At 72.2% G+C, this 17,083-nt stretch carries 19 protein-coding genes; 7 read left to right on the forward strand and 12 right to left on the reverse strand.

The window, feature by feature from the left end; genetic code table 11:
* Positions 1-35 precede the first annotated feature (35 nt).
* Entirely contained in the window at positions 36-1,082 is a 1,047-nt protein-coding gene (locus ACF09K_RS28465) for a chitinase (RefSeq protein ID WP_392248000.1), read from the forward strand.
* A 79-nt stretch (positions 1,083-1,161) separates the two neighbouring features.
* Here ACF09K_RS28465 and ACF09K_RS28470 read toward each other — a convergent pair whose 3' ends face one another.
* The 4 genes from ACF09K_RS28470 to ACF09K_RS28485 form a co-directional block, all read right to left on the reverse strand.
* A complete protein-coding gene (locus ACF09K_RS28470) occupies positions 1,162-1,809 on the reverse strand; it encodes a hypothetical protein (protein WP_392248002.1) in 648 nt (215 codons plus the stop codon).
* Positions 1,810-1,816: 7 nt separating this feature from the next.
* On the reverse strand, positions 1,817-3,031 hold the full coding sequence (gene mqnC, locus ACF09K_RS28475) for a cyclic dehypoxanthinyl futalosine synthase (RefSeq protein WP_392248004.1): 1,215 nt from the start codon (positions 3,029-3,031) through the stop codon (positions 1,817-1,819).
* A gap of 73 nt (positions 3,032-3,104) precedes the next feature.
* Entirely contained in the window at positions 3,105-3,935 is an 831-nt protein-coding gene (locus tag ACF09K_RS28480) for a prepilin peptidase (RefSeq protein WP_392248006.1), read from the reverse strand.
* 102 nt (positions 3,936-4,037) lie between these two features.
* Positions 4,038-4,886: a menaquinone biosynthetic enzyme MqnA/MqnD family protein gene (locus tag ACF09K_RS28485; RefSeq protein WP_392248007.1), complete on the reverse strand. Its 849-nt coding sequence runs from the start codon at positions 4,884-4,886 to the stop codon at positions 4,038-4,040.
* Between the two features lie 299 nt (positions 4,887-5,185).
* On the opposite strand from ACF09K_RS28485, the gene ACF09K_RS28490 reads away from it, so the two are divergent.
* Both ACF09K_RS28490 and ACF09K_RS28495 read left to right on the forward strand, forming a co-directional pair.
* Complete coding sequence (locus ACF09K_RS28490) at positions 5,186-5,389, forward strand: cold-shock protein (RefSeq protein WP_003974443.1); 204 nt, start codon at positions 5,186-5,188, stop codon at positions 5,387-5,389.
* Positions 5,390-5,603: 214 nt separating this feature from the next.
* A complete protein-coding gene (locus ACF09K_RS28495; protein WP_392248008.1) occupies positions 5,604-6,248 on the forward strand; it encodes a class I SAM-dependent DNA methyltransferase in 645 nt (214 codons plus the stop codon).
* A gap of 9 nt (positions 6,249-6,257) precedes the next feature.
* Here ACF09K_RS28495 and ACF09K_RS28500 read toward each other — a convergent pair whose 3' ends face one another.
* Positions 6,258-6,707 (reverse strand): ATP-binding protein, encoded by a 450-nt coding sequence (locus ACF09K_RS28500; protein ID WP_392248010.1) that lies wholly within the window; start codon positions 6,705-6,707, stop codon positions 6,258-6,260.
* Between the two features lie 134 nt (positions 6,708-6,841).
* Between ACF09K_RS28500 and ACF09K_RS28505 the strand changes: the two genes are divergently transcribed.
* On the forward strand, positions 6,842-7,705 hold the full coding sequence (locus ACF09K_RS28505) for a helix-turn-helix domain-containing protein (protein WP_392248012.1): 864 nt from the start codon (positions 6,842-6,844) through the stop codon (positions 7,703-7,705).
* Entirely contained in the window at positions 7,702-7,986 is a 285-nt protein-coding gene (locus tag ACF09K_RS28510; RefSeq protein ID WP_392248014.1) for a DUF397 domain-containing protein, read from the forward strand. The genes ACF09K_RS28505 and ACF09K_RS28510 overlap by 4 nt, the downstream gene beginning before the upstream one ends.
* Here the strand turns inward: ACF09K_RS28510 and ACF09K_RS28515 are convergent.
* Positions 7,929-8,348, reverse strand: a complete 420-nt coding sequence (locus ACF09K_RS28515) for a hypothetical protein (RefSeq protein WP_392248015.1) — start codon at positions 8,346-8,348, stop codon at positions 7,929-7,931. The genes ACF09K_RS28510 and ACF09K_RS28515 overlap by 58 nt on opposite strands.
* Positions 8,349-8,436: 88 nt before the next feature.
* Complete coding sequence (locus tag ACF09K_RS28520; protein WP_392248017.1) at positions 8,437-9,651, reverse strand: RNA-guided endonuclease InsQ/TnpB family protein; 1,215 nt, start codon at positions 9,649-9,651, stop codon at positions 8,437-8,439.
* Positions 9,652-9,703: 52 nt separating this feature from the next.
* Here ACF09K_RS28520 and tnpA point away from each other — a divergent pair, with 52 nt between their 5' ends.
* Positions 9,704-10,132, forward strand: a complete 429-nt coding sequence (tnpA, locus tag ACF09K_RS28525; RefSeq protein ID WP_392248019.1) for an IS200/IS605 family transposase — start codon at positions 9,704-9,706, stop codon at positions 10,130-10,132.
* Between the two features lie 157 nt (positions 10,133-10,289).
* Here the strand turns inward: tnpA and ACF09K_RS28530 are convergent, their stop codons facing one another.
* Positions 10,290-12,212 (reverse strand): AMP-dependent synthetase/ligase, encoded by a 1,923-nt coding sequence (locus tag ACF09K_RS28530; RefSeq protein ID WP_392248021.1) that lies wholly within the window; start codon positions 12,210-12,212, stop codon positions 10,290-10,292.
* 379 nt (positions 12,213-12,591) lie between these two features.
* Here ACF09K_RS28530 and ACF09K_RS28535 point away from each other — a divergent pair, with 379 nt between their 5' ends.
* On the forward strand, positions 12,592-13,548 hold the full coding sequence (locus ACF09K_RS28535; protein WP_392248023.1) for a MaoC/PaaZ C-terminal domain-containing protein: 957 nt from the start codon (positions 12,592-12,594) through the stop codon (positions 13,546-13,548).
* Positions 13,549-13,649: 101 nt separating this feature from the next.
* Here ACF09K_RS28535 and ACF09K_RS28540 read toward each other — a convergent pair whose 3' ends face one another.
* Genes ACF09K_RS28540 through ACF09K_RS28555 form a run of 4 tightly spaced genes read right to left on the reverse strand, consistent with a single transcriptional unit; the run spans position 13,650 to position 17,044 of the window.
* Positions 13,650-14,294 carry a TetR/AcrR family transcriptional regulator gene (locus ACF09K_RS28540; protein ID WP_392248025.1) on the reverse strand — a complete coding sequence of 215 codons (645 nt, stop codon included), beginning with the start codon at positions 14,292-14,294 and terminating at the stop codon, positions 13,650-13,652.
* Between the two features lie 33 nt (positions 14,295-14,327).
* On the reverse strand, positions 14,328-15,119 hold the full coding sequence (locus ACF09K_RS28545) for an ABC transporter permease (RefSeq protein ID WP_392248027.1): 792 nt from the start codon (positions 15,117-15,119) through the stop codon (positions 14,328-14,330).
* Complete coding sequence (locus ACF09K_RS28550; RefSeq protein ID WP_392248029.1) at positions 15,119-16,162, reverse strand: ATP-binding cassette domain-containing protein; 1,044 nt, start codon at positions 16,160-16,162, stop codon at positions 15,119-15,121. The genes ACF09K_RS28545 and ACF09K_RS28550 overlap by 1 nt, the downstream gene beginning before the upstream one ends.
* Before the next feature lie 45 nt (positions 16,163-16,207).
* Complete coding sequence (locus ACF09K_RS28555) at positions 16,208-17,044, reverse strand: DUF4097 domain-containing protein (RefSeq protein ID WP_392248031.1); 837 nt, start codon at positions 17,042-17,044, stop codon at positions 16,208-16,210.
* Between the last annotated feature and the right edge of the window lie 39 nt (positions 17,045-17,083).

Here is a 17,083-nt window from a genome sequence, read left to right on the forward strand (position 1 = left end):
CCGAGACGGAAATCACGAGAGCGGGTGCATGCGCAATGAGGAGTTTCCTGAGGCCGGCGGCCGGGCTCACCTGCCTGTTCGCCGTGGCCGCGGCGGGATGCTCCGCGGGGTCCGGCGGCACGTCGGACGCGGCACCCGCGACACCACGGCAGAGCACCGGCACCGGTACCGGTCCCAGCACCGGTACCGGTTCCGGCACCACGTCCGGCACGTCGTACGCCCCCTACGTCAACGCCGCGGAGGCCTCCGCCGACGACACCGCGGGCTCCCCCTCGGCGTACAACCTGGCCTTCGTCATCTCCGACGGCAGCGGCTGCACCCCGGAGTGGAACGGCACCCGCGCGGTCGACGACGCGACCGTGGCCGCGCGCGTCTCCGCGCTCACCGCGACGGGCGCCCCGGTGCGGGTCTCCTTCGGCGGCGCGTCCGGCAGGGAACTGGCGGCCGTCTGCGGCAGCGTGGCGGAGCTGGCCGAGGCCTACGGCGCGGCGCTCGACGCGGCCGGTTCCACCCGGGCCGACTTCGACATCGAGGGCGAGGAGCTGGCCGACGCCGGCTCGGTCGCCCTGCGCTCCCGGGCGATAGCCGCGCTCCAGGAGGAACGCCCGGACCTGGAGGTCTCGTTCACCCTCCCGGTGATGCCGTCGGGCCTGGACTCCGACGGCCTCGCGCTGCTGACCTCGGCGAACACGTACGACGTCCAGGTGTCGGCCGTCAACCTGATGACGATGAACTACGGGGAGTCGTACGCCGGGGACATGGGCGGGTACGCCGTCACCGCGGCCACCGCCGCGCACGCCCAGCTCAAGGAGGTCTTCGGCACGACGGACGCCGCCGCCTGGAAGGGCATGGCGCTCACCTCGATGATCGGCGTCAACGACGTCGCGGGCGAGACGTTCACGCTCGCGGACGCGGCGCGGGTGCGGGCGTTCGCCGAGGAGAAGGGCGTCTCCTGGGTGTCGATGTGGTCGGCGTTCCGGGACCGGCGGTGCGAGGAGGGCACCGACGCGGACGACGCGCTAACCGACTGCAGCGGGGTGGAGCAGGAGCCGGGTGCCTTCGCGGAGGCGTTCTCGGGGTAGGGGCCGGGGTGTCCTGCGGGTGCCGGGCGCGGGTGCTTCGCGGCCGGCCGCGCGGTCCCCCGCGCCCCTGGGGAAAAGCTCACCTGGACCGGTACAGCAACCTGCCCTCGACCACCGTGGCCACACAGCGGGCGGCGCCCTCGGCCCTCAGGGCCGCCTCGTCGGGGACGTCGAAGACCGTGAAGGTGGCGGGCCGGCCGGCGCGCGGGAGCAGGGGCGTCAGGACGGCCTCCGCCAGGCTCCGCCCGGCCAGCGGGTCGAGACGCGGCGGGCCCGCGGGGTCCTCGGACCGCTCCTCGACGCTCAGCCCCGCCCGGCGCACGGCGTCCACCACGGCGGGCCGCCGCAGCTCTCCGGCGACCGCCACGGTCCCGTGCGCCAGCAGCCGCCGCACACCCCGCCGCGCGCTCGCGCCCCAGCGGGCGTCGGTCATCGGCAGGGCCGCCAGGGCGGCGCCCGTGAGCGGTTCGGTGCCGAGTTCGCCGGCCTCCCGCGGATCCGGATGGTAGGCCCGCTCCAGCAGTTCGGGCCCGTACGGGTTCAGCAGTCCGGGGGTCAGGAGCCCGGGCCAGCGCCGTACGCGCGCGGTCGGCCACGCGGCCGCCAGCTCCTCGTACGGGCCGACGGCCGCGACCTCCCGGCCGTCGGCCAGGACCGCGCCGCCGGGCAGGGAGGACCGCCCGGGGGCGCCGGACACCAGCAGGTCGGCGGTGTGGATCGTCAGCACGGGCCGGTCAGTTGGAGGCCAGCAGCTTCAGCTCGGGGTGCGCGGTGCCGCCCTCGATCGCGGTGGACGAGATGTGGGAGACGACCCGCTCGTCGACGGGGTCGTCCGCCGGGTCCTCGTGCACCACGAGGTGCTCGTACGTCGTCGCGCGCTGCGCCGGGACGCGGCCCGCCTTGCGGATCAGGTCGATGATCTCCAGGCGGTTGGAGCGGTGCCTGGCGCCGGCGGAGGAAACGACGTTCTCCTCCAGCATGATGGAGCCGAGGTCGTCCGCGCCGTAGTGCAGCGACAGCTGGCCGACCTCCTTGCCCGTGGTCAGCCAGGAGCCCTGGATGTGGCGGACGTTGTCGAGGAAGAGGCGGGCGATCGCGATCATCCGCAGGTACTCGAAGAGGGTCGCCTGGGTGCGGCCCTTGAGGTGGTTGTTCTCGGGCTGGTAGGTGTACGGGATGAAGGCCCGGAAGCCGCCCGTCCGGTCCTGGACGTCACGGATCATCCGCAGGTGCTCGATGCGCTCGGCGTTGGTCTCGCCGGTGCCCATCAGCATGGTCGACGTGGACTCCACGCCGAGGCCGTGCGCGATCTCCATGATCTCCAGCCAGCGCTCGCCGGACTCCTTCAGCGGGGCGATCGCCTTGCGCGGGCGGGCGGGGAGCAGTTCGGCGCCGGCTCCGGCGAAGGAGTCGAGCCCGGCGGCGTGGATGCGCCGGATCGCCTCCTCGACGGACACCTTCGAGATCCGCGCCATGTGCTCGACCTCGCTCGCCCCCAGGCTGTGGATGACGAGCTGCGGGAAGGCCTTCTTGATGGCGGAGAAGTGCTCCTCGTAGTACTCCACGCCGTAGTCCGGGTGGTGCCCGCCCTGGAACATGATCTGGGTGCCGCCGAGTTCGACGGTCTCCGCGCACCGGCGCAGGATGTCGTCCAGGTCGCGCGTCCAGCCCTTGGCCGTGTCCTTGGGCGCCGCGTAGAAGGCGCAGAACTTGCACGCCGTGACGCACACGTTCGTGTAGTTGATGTTCCGCTCGATGATGTACGTCGCGATGTGCTCGATGCCGGCGTACTGACGGCGGCGCACGGCGTCGGCGGCGGCGCCCAGCGCGTGCAGGGGCGCGTCGCGGTAGAGGGCGAGCGCCTCCTCGGGGGTGATCCGCCCGCCCTCGGCGGCACGGTCGAGGACGACTGTGACATCAACAGACGTGAGGTCGGCCTTCTCGGTCACCGGGAGCGTCCCTTTCGTCAAGGGTTGTGGACGGACCCGGCCAGCCTACGCCAGCGCCTCCGGCCGGCTCGCCTCAGGCCGCGTACGCCCCCGCCAGCACTCCGGCGTAGGCGCCGGCGAGCAGGAACGGCCCGAACGGGATCGCCGTACGGCGCCCGGCCCGGCCCGCGAGCAGGAGCGCCCCGCCGTACAGCGCGCCGGACAGGAACCCGGCGAAGGTGCCCAGCATGACCGTGGCCCAGCCGTACCAGCCGAGGGCGGCACCCGCGCCGAGGGCGAGTTTCACGTCGCCGAACGCCATGCCGCCGGGGTTGAGCAGGTGCAGCGCGAGGTAGCCGGCGCCGAGCGCGAGGGAGCCCAGCAGGGCCGTCGTCCAGTCACCGGCGTGTTCGGGCAGCTGCGCGGCCACGCCGAGCAGCGCGAGGGCGGCGGCCGCGAGCGGCAGGGTGAGGGGGTCGGGCAGCCGCCGCACCCGCAGGTCGACGGCCGCGAGCAGCACCCCGGCGGGCGTCAGCGCCAGCCACACGGCCAGCTCGGGCCGGATGCCGGTGGCGAGCGCCAGGCCGGCGCAGAGCAGCGCGGTGACGAGGGGGAGGCGGAGGGCGCCGGTGCCGTACGGCGGGTCCGTGCCGGGGCAGCGCGGGCAGCGGGCGGGCCCGAGCCAGCCGCGCAGGGGGTGGCCGCCGGGGCAGGTCCGGCGCCAGCCGGGGTCGACGGCACCCACCGTCTCCCCTTCCTCCCCCTTCCCTTCCCCCTCCTCGTGTTCTTCCGGCTCCCGCGGTTCCACCGAGAACCGGTACGCCGCCCGCGGCAGCACCGCTCCGGCCGCCGCGCCCCACACCACGGCGAGGACGACCAGCAGGACGTCGACCGGGTCGATCTGCTCGATCGGTACGACGGTCAAGGAACCCCACCCCCCTGTCTCTTCGAACCGCCCGTGACCCGCCCCGCGCCGGACGGCGTCCCCGACCGGCCCGGTCCGGCCGGCGCCCGGGGCCCGCCGCCCCTACGGCTGGAGCAGCTCCACGTGCACGTCGGCCGGGAAACCCGTGGTCGGGCCGACGCGGCGGGCGAACTCGGTGACGGCCGCGAGCTGCGCGGGGCCGAAGCGGAAGTCCAGCGTGGTGAAGTACCGCTCCAGCACCTCCTCGTCGAAGGCCTCCCAGCGGGCCGCCTGCTCGGCGACCTTGGTGACCTCCTCCAGGGAGAGGTTGCGGGAGGCGAGGAAGGCCTGGTGGACCTTGCGGGTGAGGACCGGTTCGCGCTCCAGGTAGTCCCGGCGGGCGGCCCACACCGCGAAGACGAACGGCAGGCCGGTCCACTCCTTCCAGAGCGCGCCGAGGTCGTGCACCTGGAGGCCGTACTTCGGGCCGTCCAGCAGGTTCGCCCGCAGCGCCGCGTCGCCGATGAGGACGGCCGCCTCGGCCTCCTGCATCATCAGGCTGAGGTCGGGCGGGCAGGTGTAGTAGTCGGGCCGGACGCCGTAGCGGTCGGAGAGCAGGAGCTGGGCCAGGCGCACGGAGGTGCGGGACGTCGAGCCGAGGGCGACGCGGGCGCCGTCCAGCTCCTCCAGCGGCACCTGCGAGACGATCACGCAGGACATGACGGGACCGTCGCAGCCGACGGCGATGTCGGGGAAGGCGACCAGGTCGTCGGCGTTCCTCAGGAACTCGACGAGGGTGACGGGCCCGATGTCCAGGTCCCCCCGCACCAGCTGCTCGCTGAGCTTCTCCGGGGTGTCCTTGGTCAGCTCGAAGTCGAGGAGGGTGCCGGTTCTCGCGAGCCCCCAGTACAGGGGCAGGCAGTTCAGGAACTGGATGTGGCCGACGCGCGGCCGGGTGCGAGAATTGTCCACATCGCGACGATAGACCCCGTCCGGTAGCCTGCGGAGTCCACCCCCTGCGACGGCGGACGTCAACCCCTTTCCCGGACCTTCAGACGTCCGGGTGGCGTGATCTTGACCTCTGTTGCTTTCGGCTGCCCGCGTGCTAGGCTCGCCCGCAAGTTGCAGTTTGGTTTCCCTTGCAGTACAGAGCCTGCGGAGCATGTAACCGCGGGCTCTCGTCGTTTTCAGACGTATGCAGTTGTGCGGCACTAGCTTTCACGCTTGCAGGGTTCTGGAGCAGGGCAACCCTTTGGGCCCAAGGAGGGCTTATGGCTACCGGAACCGTGAAGTGGTTCAACGCCGAAAAGGGCTTTGGCTTCATCGCCCAGGAGGGCGGCGGCCCCGACGTCTTCGTCCACTACTCCGCGATCAACGCGCAGGGTTTCCGTTCGCTCGAGGAGAACCAGCAGGTCTCCTTCGACGTGACCCAGGGCCCGAAGGGCCCGCAGGCGGAGAACGTCACCCCCGTCTGATCGCACCACACCCTGACGCAAGTCTCTGAGAGCAGTACCCAAGGAGCCCCGCGCCGCAAGGCGACGGGGCTCCTGCCTTTCCGCGGCGGCGGCGTCCGCGCCGGCCGCCGCGGCACCCGGCGGACCGTTTCCGTACGGGTGGGGGCGGGGGCCGTACGCGTGCGTCGGCCGCCGTCCGGGACCGGTGTCGGAGGGACCCGCTACGGTCCCGCGCATGACCGGAGCCCCCGATTTCCTCACCGCCACCCGCACCTTCTACGACGCCGTCGCCGAGGACTACGCCGACCGCTTCCGTGACCTGCACGCGAAGCTCCCCTGGGACCGGGCCGTGTTCGCGGTGTACGCCGAACTCGTCGGCCCCGGCGCGGAGGTGGCCGATCTCGGCTGCGGACCGGGGCGGGTGACCGGGCACCTCGCCTCGCTGGGGCTGCGCATGTCCGGCCTGGACCTGTCGGAGGCGATGCTGGCGGTCGCGCGGCGGGAGAATCCGGGGATCCGGTTCGAGCGGGGCTCGATGCTGGAGCTGCCCCACGCGGACGGCTCGCTGGACGGGCTCGTCTCCTGGTACTCGTCGATCCACACGCCCGTGGAGGAACTCCCGCGCCTCTTCGCCGGGTTCCGGCGCGTCCTGCGGCCCGGCGGCCACGCCCTCCTCGCCTTCCAGGTCGGCGACGAGCCCCAGCACCACGACCGGCCCTGGGGCCACCCGGTGTCCCTGGACTTCCACCGCCGCCGGCCCGAGGCCATGGCCGCACTGCTCACCGCGGCGGGCTTCTCCGTACGGTCCCGCACGGTCCGCGCCCCGGAGCCCGAACTCGACGAGAAGGTGCCGCAGGCCTACCTGATCGCCCGCGCCTAGCCGGCGGGCCTAGCCGACGGGCCCCTTCCGCGCGGCGAGCGGGAGCTCCGCCCACACCGTCTTGCCCACCTCCCGCTCGTCGACGCCCCACGTGCTCGCGAGCACGGCGACCAGCACCAGGCCCCGGCCGCCCTCCGCCTCCGGGTCCGTCACGATCCGCAGCCGCCGGTCGCCCCGCGCGTCGCTCACCTCGACACGGAGCGTGTCCCCGGGGAGGAGCAGCAGCCGCAGCTCGAAGTCCCGCCCCGGCACGCGGCCGTGCGTCACGGCGTTCGCCGCCAGCTCCGCGACGACGTGCTGCGCGGTGTCGTTGGCGTCCCCGCCGTGCGGGTGCCCCCACGCGTCGAGCTGCTGCGCCGTCAGCCGCCGGGCCAGCCGGGCGCCCCTCGGTGTGGAGCTGAGGCGGAGGGTGAGTTCGCCGAGGGGGGTGGGGATCTGGGTGGAGATTTCGGAATTCACACGACTCAGCCTGACCTGTTGTCCCTACCCTGGCCAAGGGCGCATTCGCGACTCTCCGTAGCTGTACGCATGCGCAGAGAGGCGCGTACGGGGCGTCGGTGCGACCACAAGCACGTGCGAGAGGGGCGGGTGGCATGCAGGAGGACCGCGAGCGGAGGCCGGAGACACCGGCGGAGTCCGACGGGACGACGGGGCTGTTCACGGCGCTGGGCAAGATGCTGAAGCGGCTGCGCGAGCGGAAGGGGCTGACGCAGAAGGACTTCGGCGTGCTGGTCGGGTACGGCCCGGACGCCATCTCGTCGATGGAGCGGGGGGTACGGCTGATCCGGCCGGAGGTGCTGGAGAAGGCGGACGCCCTGCTGGAGGCCGGCGGGATGCTCGCCGACGCGATCCCCGAGGTGCGGGAGGCGATGAGCAGGGTCCGGACGCGGCACCCGGAGTGGTACCGGGGGTACGCGGCGCTGGAGGCGGAGGCGGTGGAGCTGCACTTCTACGCCAATCACGCCGTGCACGGGCTTCTCCAGACGCCGGGGCACGCGCACGCCGTGTTCGCCAAGCGTCGCCCTTTGTTGAGCGAGGAGACGATCGAGCAGCGGGTTGCCGACCGGCTAACACGGCAAAGGCTGTTCGAGCGCTGGCCCGCACCAGTCATCAGCTATGTGATCGAGGAGGTGGTGCTGGACCGGCCCATCGGCGGACGGGAGGTCCATCGGGAGCAATTGCAACGGCTGCTGACAGTAAGCGTCATGCGAAGCGTAGAGATCCAGGTAATGCCGACCAGAGTGGAGGAACACCCCAACCTGGGCAGTGCGTTCAACCTTCTGACCCCCAAGAAGCACACACAGGTGGCGTATACGGAGGCACAGGGTTATCCCCGGCTGATCACGGACCCGGAAGAGGTCCGGAAGATCGCTGAACGCTATGGAATCATGCGGGCAATGGCTCTCTCGCCCAGAGAAACCCGCACGTTGATCGAGAAGAAGCTGGAGGAGCTATGAGCAGCAAGAACCTCACCTGGTTCAAGTCCAGCTACAGCGACGGCGAAGGCGGCGACTGCCTCGAAGCCGCCTACACCTGGCGGAAGTCGACCTACAGCGGCGGCGAAGGCGGCGAATGCCTCGAAGCCGCCGTCTGCCCCGCCGTCGTCCATGTCCGTGACTCCAAAGACCCCGGCGGTCCCGCCCTGAGCCTCTCCCCCGCCGCCTGGGCGCGCTTCCTCCCCTACGGCAGCAGCGGGTCCCCGTCCAGCACCGGCGGAGCGGCCAGCGCGGCCTCGTAGGCGTCGCGGGGGAACTCGTACGGGCCCATCGCCAGTTCCCCCCACGGCTCCCGGTACGGCTGGCGGAAGGACGACCAGGTCACCGTCGTAGAACTGACGGTGACCTTCGCCATGAGGGGCCAGCAGCCCCAGATGCCGCAGGAGCAGCCGAGCAGCGGCACGGTGTCCCCGGCGCTGCGGAAGTGGTCCTCGAACTCGGCGACGCCCAGGCCGTCGTGCTGAACGCGGACCTGTTCCGCGGTCTCCCTCTCGTCCTCGGCCTCGTCGTCGAACTCCCCCGCCAGCTCGGCCCGCCACAGCGGGTACGTCGCCTCCCCGACGAGCGTGCGCAGGTCCGTCCCGTCGATCCGGACGCCCCACACCAGGCCGTCCGGGCGGTCCGGGCTCTCGGCCAGCGGGTGGTGGAAGAACTCGGTGACTCCTCCCCCGCGTGAACGCGGGGGCTTCTCGCTATGCCGGGTTGGCGTCGCGACGGACCAGCCCGGCCCGTAGAACGTTCAGGGCGCCCACCGTGTCCGCGTGCGCCGAGTGGCCGCACGAGACGCAGTGGAACTTCTCCTGGGTGGGCCGGTTCTCCGCTGAGACGTGCCCGCATTCGGGGCAGGTCCGGGAGGTGTTGCGGGGGTCCACAGCGATCACTTCTCGTCCGGCGCTTTCAGCCTTGGCGTGCAGGATCGTCAGGAACACCCCCCATCCGGCATCCGAGATCGAGTGGTTGAGTCCGGCTTTCGCGGCGGCCCCGTTCGCCAGGAACGCGCCCGGCTGTTCGGGGTCGGGCTTCGGCTCGGGGGCCTTGACCATGGTGCGGATCTTGAGGTCTTCGTACGCGATGACATCGTGTTCGCGGACCAGGCCCAAGGCGGTCTTGTGTGCGTGGTCGAGCCGCTGACGGCGGACCTTGCGGTGCAGGTCGGCAACCTTCTGGACGGCACGGCGGTGGTTGGCGGTCCGCTTGTCGCGCCGGACTCGCGGGAACCTGGCGAGGGCCTGCTGTGCGGCTTCCAACTTCGCGGCGGCCTTGCGCCCGTGACGCGGGTTGGGAACGAACTCGCCGTGGGAATCGGCAAGAAAGTTGGCTATGCCCATGTCGATGCCGGCCACACTGCCCGTCCTGGGCAGCGGCTCGGGCTGTGCCTGCTCGGCAGTGAGCACCACGTACCAGCGCTTGCCCTCGCGCTTGACGGACACGGTCTTGACCCTGCCGACCACCGGCCGGTGCTGGTTGACCTTGACGTGCCCGACACCCTGGAGCCGTACGCGGGTCACGGGGTTGTGCGGGGTGGAGTCCCAACGGCAGCCGTCGCCGTCCTTGGGGAAATCCACCGTGTCAAACCAGTTCACGCCCCGAAAGCGCGGGTAGCCCGGCGTGTCGCCGGACCTGACCCGGCGGAAGAACGCGGCGAACGCTTTGTCGAGACGGCGCAAGGTGGCCTGCTGGCTGGAGAAAGACCACCGGCCCTGACGCTCCGGGTCGAAGGCGCGGATCTCCTTGAGCTGCGCCGACTGCTGCCCGTACTTGATGCCCGTCTTCGACACGTGCCGGTAGGCGTCACGGCGCTCCTGCAATGCCCCGTTGTAGAGGGAGCAGTGATCGCGCAGCATCTCGCCGAGCGCGATCGCCTGGCCCACGGTGGGCCGCATGAGGAACTTGTACGCACGGATCATCCGACCCACCCCCCTTCCACGTCGGTTCCCTTGATCCTACTACACTTGGTGTATGTCACCGCGCTGGGCATCAGACCCCGATATTCGCAAAGGTCGCCACGTCTCCTATCACCTTCACGCTCATTTGGTGTTCGTCACGAAGTACCGGCGCGGCATCTTCGATGACGCCATGCTCAAACGGTGCGAGGAGATCATGCGTGAGGTGTGCGCCGGCTTCGATGTGGAACTGCGGGAGTTCAACGGCGAACAGGACCACGTGCACCTTCTCGTGCACTATCCGCCGAAGGTCGCCCTGTCGAAGCTGATCAACAGCCTCAAGGGCGTCAGTTCCCGCTACCTGCGCGCCGAGTACACCGACCGGATCAACCGCACCGGCATGGGCCCGGTTTTCTGGTCCCGCTCCTACTTCGCAGGCTCCTGCGGCGGAGCACCGCCGACTGTGATCCGTCAGTACATCGAGGACCAGAAGCGGCCTGTATGACCGTCACCCCCGGAGGCGCAGAGAACTCCGGCGCTTCGCGCCTCCAGGGTAAGAATGCGTTTCCCTCCCCGGCTGAAGCCGGGGATACCCACGCAGGATCAGGGATGGCGTTCACGCCCGGCATCCTCCCCGGCCGTGAGGCCCCGCCGCGAACCCTTTACCGCGGGTACAGGCCCTCCACCACGTCGGCGAAGTCCCGCAGGACCGCCCCGCGGCGCAGTTTCATGGAGGGGGTGAGGTGGCCCTCCGCCTCGGTGAGGTCGCGGGGCAGGACGGCGAAGCGGCGGATCGACTCGGGGCGGGAGACCAGTTTGTTGGCCTCGTCGACCGCGCGCTGGAGGATGCCGAGCAACTCCTCGTCATCGGTGAGGAGTTCGGCAGGCACCGGGTGCTTGCCGTTCATCTGGCGCCAGTGGGTCAGGCCGTCGGGGTCGAGGGTGAGCAGGGCGGAGACGTAGGGGCGGCCGTCGCCGAGGACCATGGCCTGGGAGATCAGGGGGTGCGAGCGCAGCCAGTTCTCCAGCGGGGCGGGGGCGACGCTCTTGCCGCCGGAGGTGATGATCAGCTCCTTCTTGCGGCCGGTGATCGTGAGGTAGCCCTCGTCGTCGAGTTCGCCGATGTCGCCGGTGGCCAGCCAGCCGTCGGGGGCGGCGGGGACGACTCCGCCGGCCGCCGGGTCCCAGTAGCCGCGCAGGACGTGGTCGCCGGCGACGAGCACCTCGCCGTCGGCCGCTATCCGGATCCTCGTGCCGGGCAGCGGCCAGCCGACAGTGCCGAGGCGGGGCTTGAGCGGCGGGGTGACCGTGGAGGCGCCGGTCGTCTCGGTGAGGCCGTAGCCCTCGTAGATCTCGATGCCCGCGCCGGTGTAGAACGCGGCGAGGCGGCGGCCCAGCGGGGAGCCGCCGCAGATGGCGTGCCGGACCCGGCCGCCCATCGCGTTGCGGATGCGGCGGTAGACCAGCGGGTCGTAGAGGGCGCGCGCCGCGCGCAGGGCCGCGCCGGGGCCGCTGCCGCCCGCGTTGCGGGCCTCGACGGCCTCGCCGTGGCGGACGGCCGTGTTCACGGCGCGGTCGAAGGTGGACACCCGGCCGCCCGCCTCCGCCTTCGCGCGGGCCGTGTTGAAGATCTTCTCCAGCATGTACGGGATGGCGAGCAGGCAGGTGGGCCTGAACGCGGCCAGGTCCGGGAGGAGTTCGTCGGCCTTGAGGCTCGGGGCGTGGCCGAGGCGGACGCGGGCGCGGACGCAGGCGATGGCGACCATCCGGCCGAAGACGTGGGACATCGGGAGGAAGAGGAGGACGGACAGGTCGTCGGTGGTCGACTTGAAGACCGGGTAGAGCAGTTCGATCGCGTTGTCGACCTCGGCGAAGAAGTTCCCGTGGGTGAGCGCGCAGCCCTTGGGGCGGCCGGTGGTGCCCGAGGTGTAGACGAGGGTGGCGAGGGTGTCGGGGACCAGCATGCCCCGGCGGACGTCGACCTCGGCCTCCGGGACGTGCTGCTCGCCCAGTTCGGCGAGGCGGTCCACGTGGCCCTTCTCGATGATCCAGATGTGGTGCAGGTCGGGCAGCCGGTCGCGTTCGGGGCCGATGGCCGCCGCCTGCCCGACCGTCTCGGTGACGAGGGCGACCGCGCCGGAGTCCTGGAGGATCCACCGGGTCTGGAAGACGGAGGAGGTCGGGTAGACGGGGACGGTGACCAGTCCGGCCGCCCAGGCGGCGAAGTCGAGCAGCGTCCACTCGTACCTCGTGCGGGCCATGACGGCGATCCGGTCGCCCGGCACCAGCCCTTCCCCGATCAACCCCTTCGCCACGGCGAGGACTTCGGCGGCGAACTGCCGTGCCGTCACGTCCGTCCACCGGCCCTCGGCGTCCTTGCGGCTGAGGACCACCGCGTCGGGGGCCGCCCCCGCGTTGTCGAACGGCAGCTCGGCGAGCGAGCCGTGCGTCATGGGGCGCGCGAACACCGGCATCGCCGCCTCCCGCACGACGCCGTCCAGCCTGCGGGTCTCGGGTTCCACGAGGGCGGGGGGAGCGTCGTAACCGGCGAAGGCCGGTGTGGAGGACGAGTACGGGGTGGACACGGGCGGCTCCCTGGGCGTGCAGCGACCGAACTGCCGACTGCATGAGGTACGTGCCTCGTGCGTCGAGGCGTTCAACCGGGGCGGACCCGCGGAAGGGGGCGCTCGCGGGTCGGGAAGGGATCGTACGAGGCTGACGTGTGGGGATCGTGCGGGTTCGGGGGTGTTCGTGGGCCGGGGCTGTGCAACCTCCAGGGGCGGGTGAGTGACCGTCGGGTCCGGTGATGACGGGTGTGGCCGGGGGAGGGCGGGCGAGGCCGCCGTTCCCTTTACCGGCGGTAACATTACTTCAGAGTAAGCGTACGGACACGGGTGGTCGAGGGGCAGGAAAGATGGACATGACGGACCGGAACGCGCGTCCCGCCGGCGGGAGGCGGGCCTCGTGACCGCCCCGGCGCCCTCCGCTCCCCCGGCCCTCGGCCCGCTCCTCGCACGGGGCGCGCTGCTGTCGCCCTTCAAGCGGCCCCGCCCCGGTGCCGTCTTCTCCGGCGGCCGGCTCACCCTGCCCCGGCTGCGCGTCGACCCGGCCCGGTCGGCCGCCTACGAGCGGGTGTGCGGCTTCCCCACCGGCGCCGACGCCCTGCCGGTCACCTACCCGCACGTCCTCGGCTTCCCCCTGGCCGTGCGGATCATGAGCGGCCGCGCCTTCCCCCTCCCGCTGCTCGGCCTGGTCCACACGTCGATCAGCCTCACCCGGCACCGTTCCCTCCCGGTCACGGGGACGTACGAACTCCTCGTCCACGTCGACCGGTTGGCACCGCACCGGCGCGGCACGGAGGCGGTCGTCGTCACCGGGCTGCGGCAGGACGGGGAGACGGTGTGGGAGTCGGAGAGCACCTACCTCGCCCGGCACCGGACGCCGGGGCGGGACGCCGGGCGGGAGACCGGGCGGGAGACCGGGCGGGAGACCGGGCGGGAGACCGGGCGGGAGACCGGGCAGGAGACCGGGCAGGACGCCGGACAGGAGGCCGGGCGGGTCGCGTCGAGCGCGGCGGGTCCCCTGCCCGTGGTGGACGAGTGGCGGCTCGGCGCCGACGTCGGACGGCGGTACGGAAGCGTCTCCGGGGACCGCAACCCCATCCACCTCTCCCCGCTCACCGCCCGCCTCTTCGGCTTCCCCCGCGCCATCGCCCACGGCATGTGGACCGCGGCCCGCTGCCTCGCCGCCCACGGCGCCCCGGACGCCGCACGCGTCCACGTCGACTTCCGCGCCCCCGTCCTGCTGCCGGGCACGGTGGCCTTCGCGGCGGGCGGAGGGCGGTTCGAACTGCGCGGGACGGGCGGGGAGGGGCGCGTGCACGTGCGGGGGCGGGTGGAGCCGGTGACACCGGCGGGCTGAACGGGCCGGTCCGGGAACCCCGTTCAGGGATCCGGTCCGGAAACCCGGTGCGGGAGTCCGGGCCGGGGCTCCGGTTCAGGATCCCGGGCCGGGACGCCTGTTCAGGCCTCCGGCGGGGACCAGGGCCGGCCGGTCATCAGGTTGCCCAGGCCCGCCCAGGCGAAGTTCATCAAGGTGGCCGCCGCTTGGCGGGGGGTGACCGACTCGGTGGTGTTGGCCCAGGTGGCCAGGGACTCGGCGGCGCCCACCAGGGCCTCGGCCAGGCCCGCCACCTCCCGCTCCGGGAGGTCCGGGTCGCGGTGCGCCTCGCGGGCGGCGACCGCGATCAGCCGGGTCACGAACGCCACGATCTCCGCGCGCATCGCCGTGACCTCGGCGGCGAACGCCTCGCCGTGGGTGCGGGCCTGGATGTGCAGGACGGACCAGGCGTGCGGATGACGGCCGGTGTGCGCGAAGAACGCCAGTAGGCCGTCCCAGAGCTGGCGGTCGGCCGTCAGCTCCGTGTCCACCCCCGCGCGCACCGCCTCGACGAGCGCCGTGGCCTCGCGCCGGATGCACGCGGTGAACAGGTCTTCCTTGGAGTTCAGGTACAGGTAGACCAACGGCTTGGACACACCCGCCAGTTCGGCGATCTCGTCCATCGAGGCGGCCATGTACCCGCGTCGCCCGAAGGTCTCCACGGCGGCGTCCAGCATCTGCTGCTCACGGACCGCACGCGGCATCCGCTTGGTCTTCACGGCACCCATGGGAGGAAGCGTAGTGGGGCCGCGGAGCGGCGGTCAGCGCTTGGCGCCGGCCTGGAAGGTACGGCGCGCCCACACGTAGCCGACCAGGGCGAGCCCCGCGCACCAGGCGAGCGCGACGACCGCCTGGGAGCCGATCCCGGTGCCGAGCCACAGGCCGCGCAGGGTCTCGATGACCGGCGTGAACGGCTGGTACTCGGCGAACCAGCGCAGGCCCGCCGGCATGGAGTCGGCCGGCACGATGGCGCTGCCCACGAACGGCAGGAAGGTCAGCGGCATCGGGATGTTGCTGGCGGTCTCCGGGTTCTTGGCGACCAGGCCGATGCCGGCGGAGAGCCAGGTGAGCCCGAACGTGAGCAGGGTGAGCAGGCCGAGCGCGGCGGCCCACTCCACGGGCGTCGCGTCGGGGCGGAAGCCCATCAGCAGGGCGGCCCCGACGACGAGCGCGACGCTGGTCATCGTCTGGATCACGCCCGCGACGACGTGGCCGGTCAGGAACGCGGCCCGGGAGACCGGCATCGTGCGGAAGCGGTTGACGATGCCCTCGGTCTTGTCGACGCACACGCTGATCGCCGTGGTCAGGGCGCCGGAGGTGGCGGCCATCAGGATGATGCCGGGCGCGACGTAGTCGATGTAGTCGCCGCCGCCGGTGGGCAGGCCGCTGATGCCGGCGCCCAGGGCGTTGCCGAAGACGTAGGTGAACAGCAGCAGCATCATCAGGGGCATGATGACGACGGTGAGCGTCAGGGACGGGTAGCGCAGCGCCTTCTTGAGGTTGCGCCGCAGCATCGTCCTGGAGTCCCGGACGGCGTAGGACACGGTGGCCATCAGACGTTCTCCCTCGGTGTCGCGACGGTTTCGGCGGGGCGGGCGGTGTGGGCGGAGTGGGCGGCGCCGTCGGCGGGGCGGGGCCGGCCGGTGAGGGTCAGGAAGACGTCGTCGAGGTCGGGGGTGTGCACGGTGAGCGACTCGGCCCGGACCGCGGTGGACTCCAGGGTGTCGAGGACGGCCCGCAGGTCGGCGACGGAGCCGTCGCTGGGGATCTGGAGGGTGAGGGAGTCCTCGTCGCGGGTGCCGACGCCGAAGACGGCCGCGGCGGTGTCCAGGCCCCGGGCGTCGGCGAAGCGCACCCGGACGTGCCCGCCGGGGATGCGCCGCTTCAGCTCGTCGGGGGTGCCCTCGGCGATCAGCCGGCCGTGGTCCAGTACGGCGATCCGGTCGGCGAGCTGGTCGGCCTCCTCCAGGTACTGGGTGGTCAGGAAGATGGTCACGCCGTCGTCGGCGACGAGGCCGCGGATGATCTCCCACATGGTGCGCCGGCTGCGCGGGTCGAGTCCCGTGGTGGGCTCGTCGAGGAAGATGATCCGCGGCGTGCCGACCAGGGTCATCGCCAGGTCCAGTTTGCGCCGCATGCCGCCGGAGAAGGTGACGGCCGTCCTGTGCGCCGCCTCGGACAGGTCGAAGCGGCGCAGCAGGTCCGCGGCCCGCCGCCTGCCCTCGCCGCGGTCCAGGTGGTGCAGGTCCGCCATGAGGAGCAGGTTCTCCTCGGCGGTCAGCAGGTTGTCGACCGCCGAGAACTGGCCGGTGACGCCGATCACGGTGCGCACCGCGTCGGCGTCCCGGGTCAGGTGGCGGCCCGCGACCCGGGCCTCGCCCGCGTCGGCCTCGACGAGTGTGGAGAGGATCTCCACCGTGGTGGTCTTGCCGGCGCCGTTGGGCCCGAGCAGGGCGAAGACGGTGCCTTCGGCGATGCTCAGGTCGATGCCGTCGAGCACGAGTTTCTCGCCGTAGGACTTGCGCAGTCCGGTGGCGGTGATCGCCGGCGCCGTTCCGTGCGTGACGGCCGGCGCGGACGTCTGGGGGGAGGTCATGCCGCTTTCCTTTCGAGGCGGTGGGTCGGGGTGGGGGGTGGGGGGTCAGGCGCGGCGGATCAGGATGTCGCCGGCGCTGGTGCGGGCGTGCACCTCGACGGTCTCGTCGGAGTCCGCGGGGCCGTCGGAGGAGCCGAGCGCGTTGCGCACGGTGCCGAACTTGCTGGTCACGTCGAGCCAGGCGGCGGTGCCCTCGCGGATGCCGACCTCGACGTCGCCGACGGAGGTGCGCAGGTCGACGCGGCCGCGGGTCACGTCGCCGATACGGATGCGGCCGTTGGCGCACTTGGCGGTGACGGCGCCGTGCGCGACGGCGACGACGATGTCGCCGTTGGCCGCGTTGGCCTTCAGGGGACCGGTCACCTCGTCGATGCCGGTGGCGCCGTTGCCGTTCTTGACGGTCACCGCGCCGGCGACCGTGCCGAGCTCGATGCGGCCCGCGCCGACGGCCTCGACGTCCCCGGTCGCGCGGGTCAGGCGGATGTCGCCGAGGTCGGTCCTCAGGTCGGCGCCGGCCACGTCGTCGGCCTGGAGGTCGCCGAGCGAGGTCTTGAGCGTGACGTCCCCGAGGCGGCCCTCGCAGAAGAGGCCGCCCATGGCCGTGGTGCCCCGGACGTCCGATCCGGCGGGCAGTTCGATGCTCACCTCGACGGCGCCCGGCTTGCCGAACGGCGACCGCTTCCTGGGGGTCCTGACCGTCAGGCGGCCGCCCGAGCAGGTGACCTGGGTCTGCTGCACGGCGCGGACGTCGTTGTCGTCGGAGCCGTCGCGCGGCAGCACCTCCACGACCGTGTCGGTGCGCTTGCCCGCGGTGATGCGGGCGGTGCCGGCCTCCAGCTCAAGGGTGACGGAGATCGGTTCGGGGGTCTCGAAAGCAGGCATGGCTGTCCCGTCCTCTTGGCTCGGTTGGGTGTTCCCGCC

This window comes from Streptomyces sp. NPDC014882 (assembly GCF_043081325.1).
Classification (GTDB): Bacteria; Actinomycetota; Actinomycetes; order Streptomycetales; family Streptomycetaceae; genus Streptomyces.

Excerpts from the sequence above, each read along its gene's own strand:
- ACF09K_RS28465 (WP_392248000.1), top strand. The coding sequence starts at position 36 with ATGAGGAGTTTCCTGAGGCCGGCGGCCGGGCTCACCTGCCTGTTCGCC.
- ACF09K_RS28490 (WP_003974443.1), top strand. The coding sequence starts at position 5,186 with ATGGCTACCGGAACCGTGAAGTGGTTCAACGCCGAAAAGGGCTTTGGC.
- ACF09K_RS28495 (WP_392248008.1), top strand. The coding sequence starts at position 5,604 with ATGACCGGAGCCCCCGATTTCCTCACCGCCACCCGCACCTTCTACGAC.
- ACF09K_RS28505 (WP_392248012.1), top strand. The coding sequence starts at position 6,842 with ATGCAGGAGGACCGCGAGCGGAGGCCGGAGACACCGGCGGAGTCCGAC.
- ACF09K_RS28510 (WP_392248014.1), top strand. The coding sequence starts at position 7,702 with ATGAGCAGCAAGAACCTCACCTGGTTCAAGTCCAGCTACAGCGACGGC.
- ACF09K_RS28520 (WP_392248017.1), bottom strand. The coding sequence starts at position 9,651 with ATGATCCGTGCGTACAAGTTCCTCATGCGGCCCACCGTGGGCCAGGCG.
- tnpA (WP_392248019.1), top strand. The coding sequence starts at position 9,704 with ATGTCACCGCGCTGGGCATCAGACCCCGATATTCGCAAAGGTCGCCAC.
- ACF09K_RS28540 (WP_392248025.1), bottom strand. The coding sequence starts at position 14,294 with ATGGGTGCCGTGAAGACCAAGCGGATGCCGCGTGCGGTCCGTGAGCAG.
- ACF09K_RS28545 (WP_392248027.1), bottom strand. The coding sequence starts at position 15,119 with ATGGCCACCGTGTCCTACGCCGTCCGGGACTCCAGGACGATGCTGCGG.
- ACF09K_RS28550 (WP_392248029.1), bottom strand. The coding sequence starts at position 16,162 with ATGACCTCCCCCCAGACGTCCGCGCCGGCCGTCACGCACGGAACGGCG.
- ACF09K_RS28555 (WP_392248031.1), bottom strand. The coding sequence starts at position 17,044 with ATGCCTGCTTTCGAGACCCCCGAACCGATCTCCGTCACCCTTGAGCTG.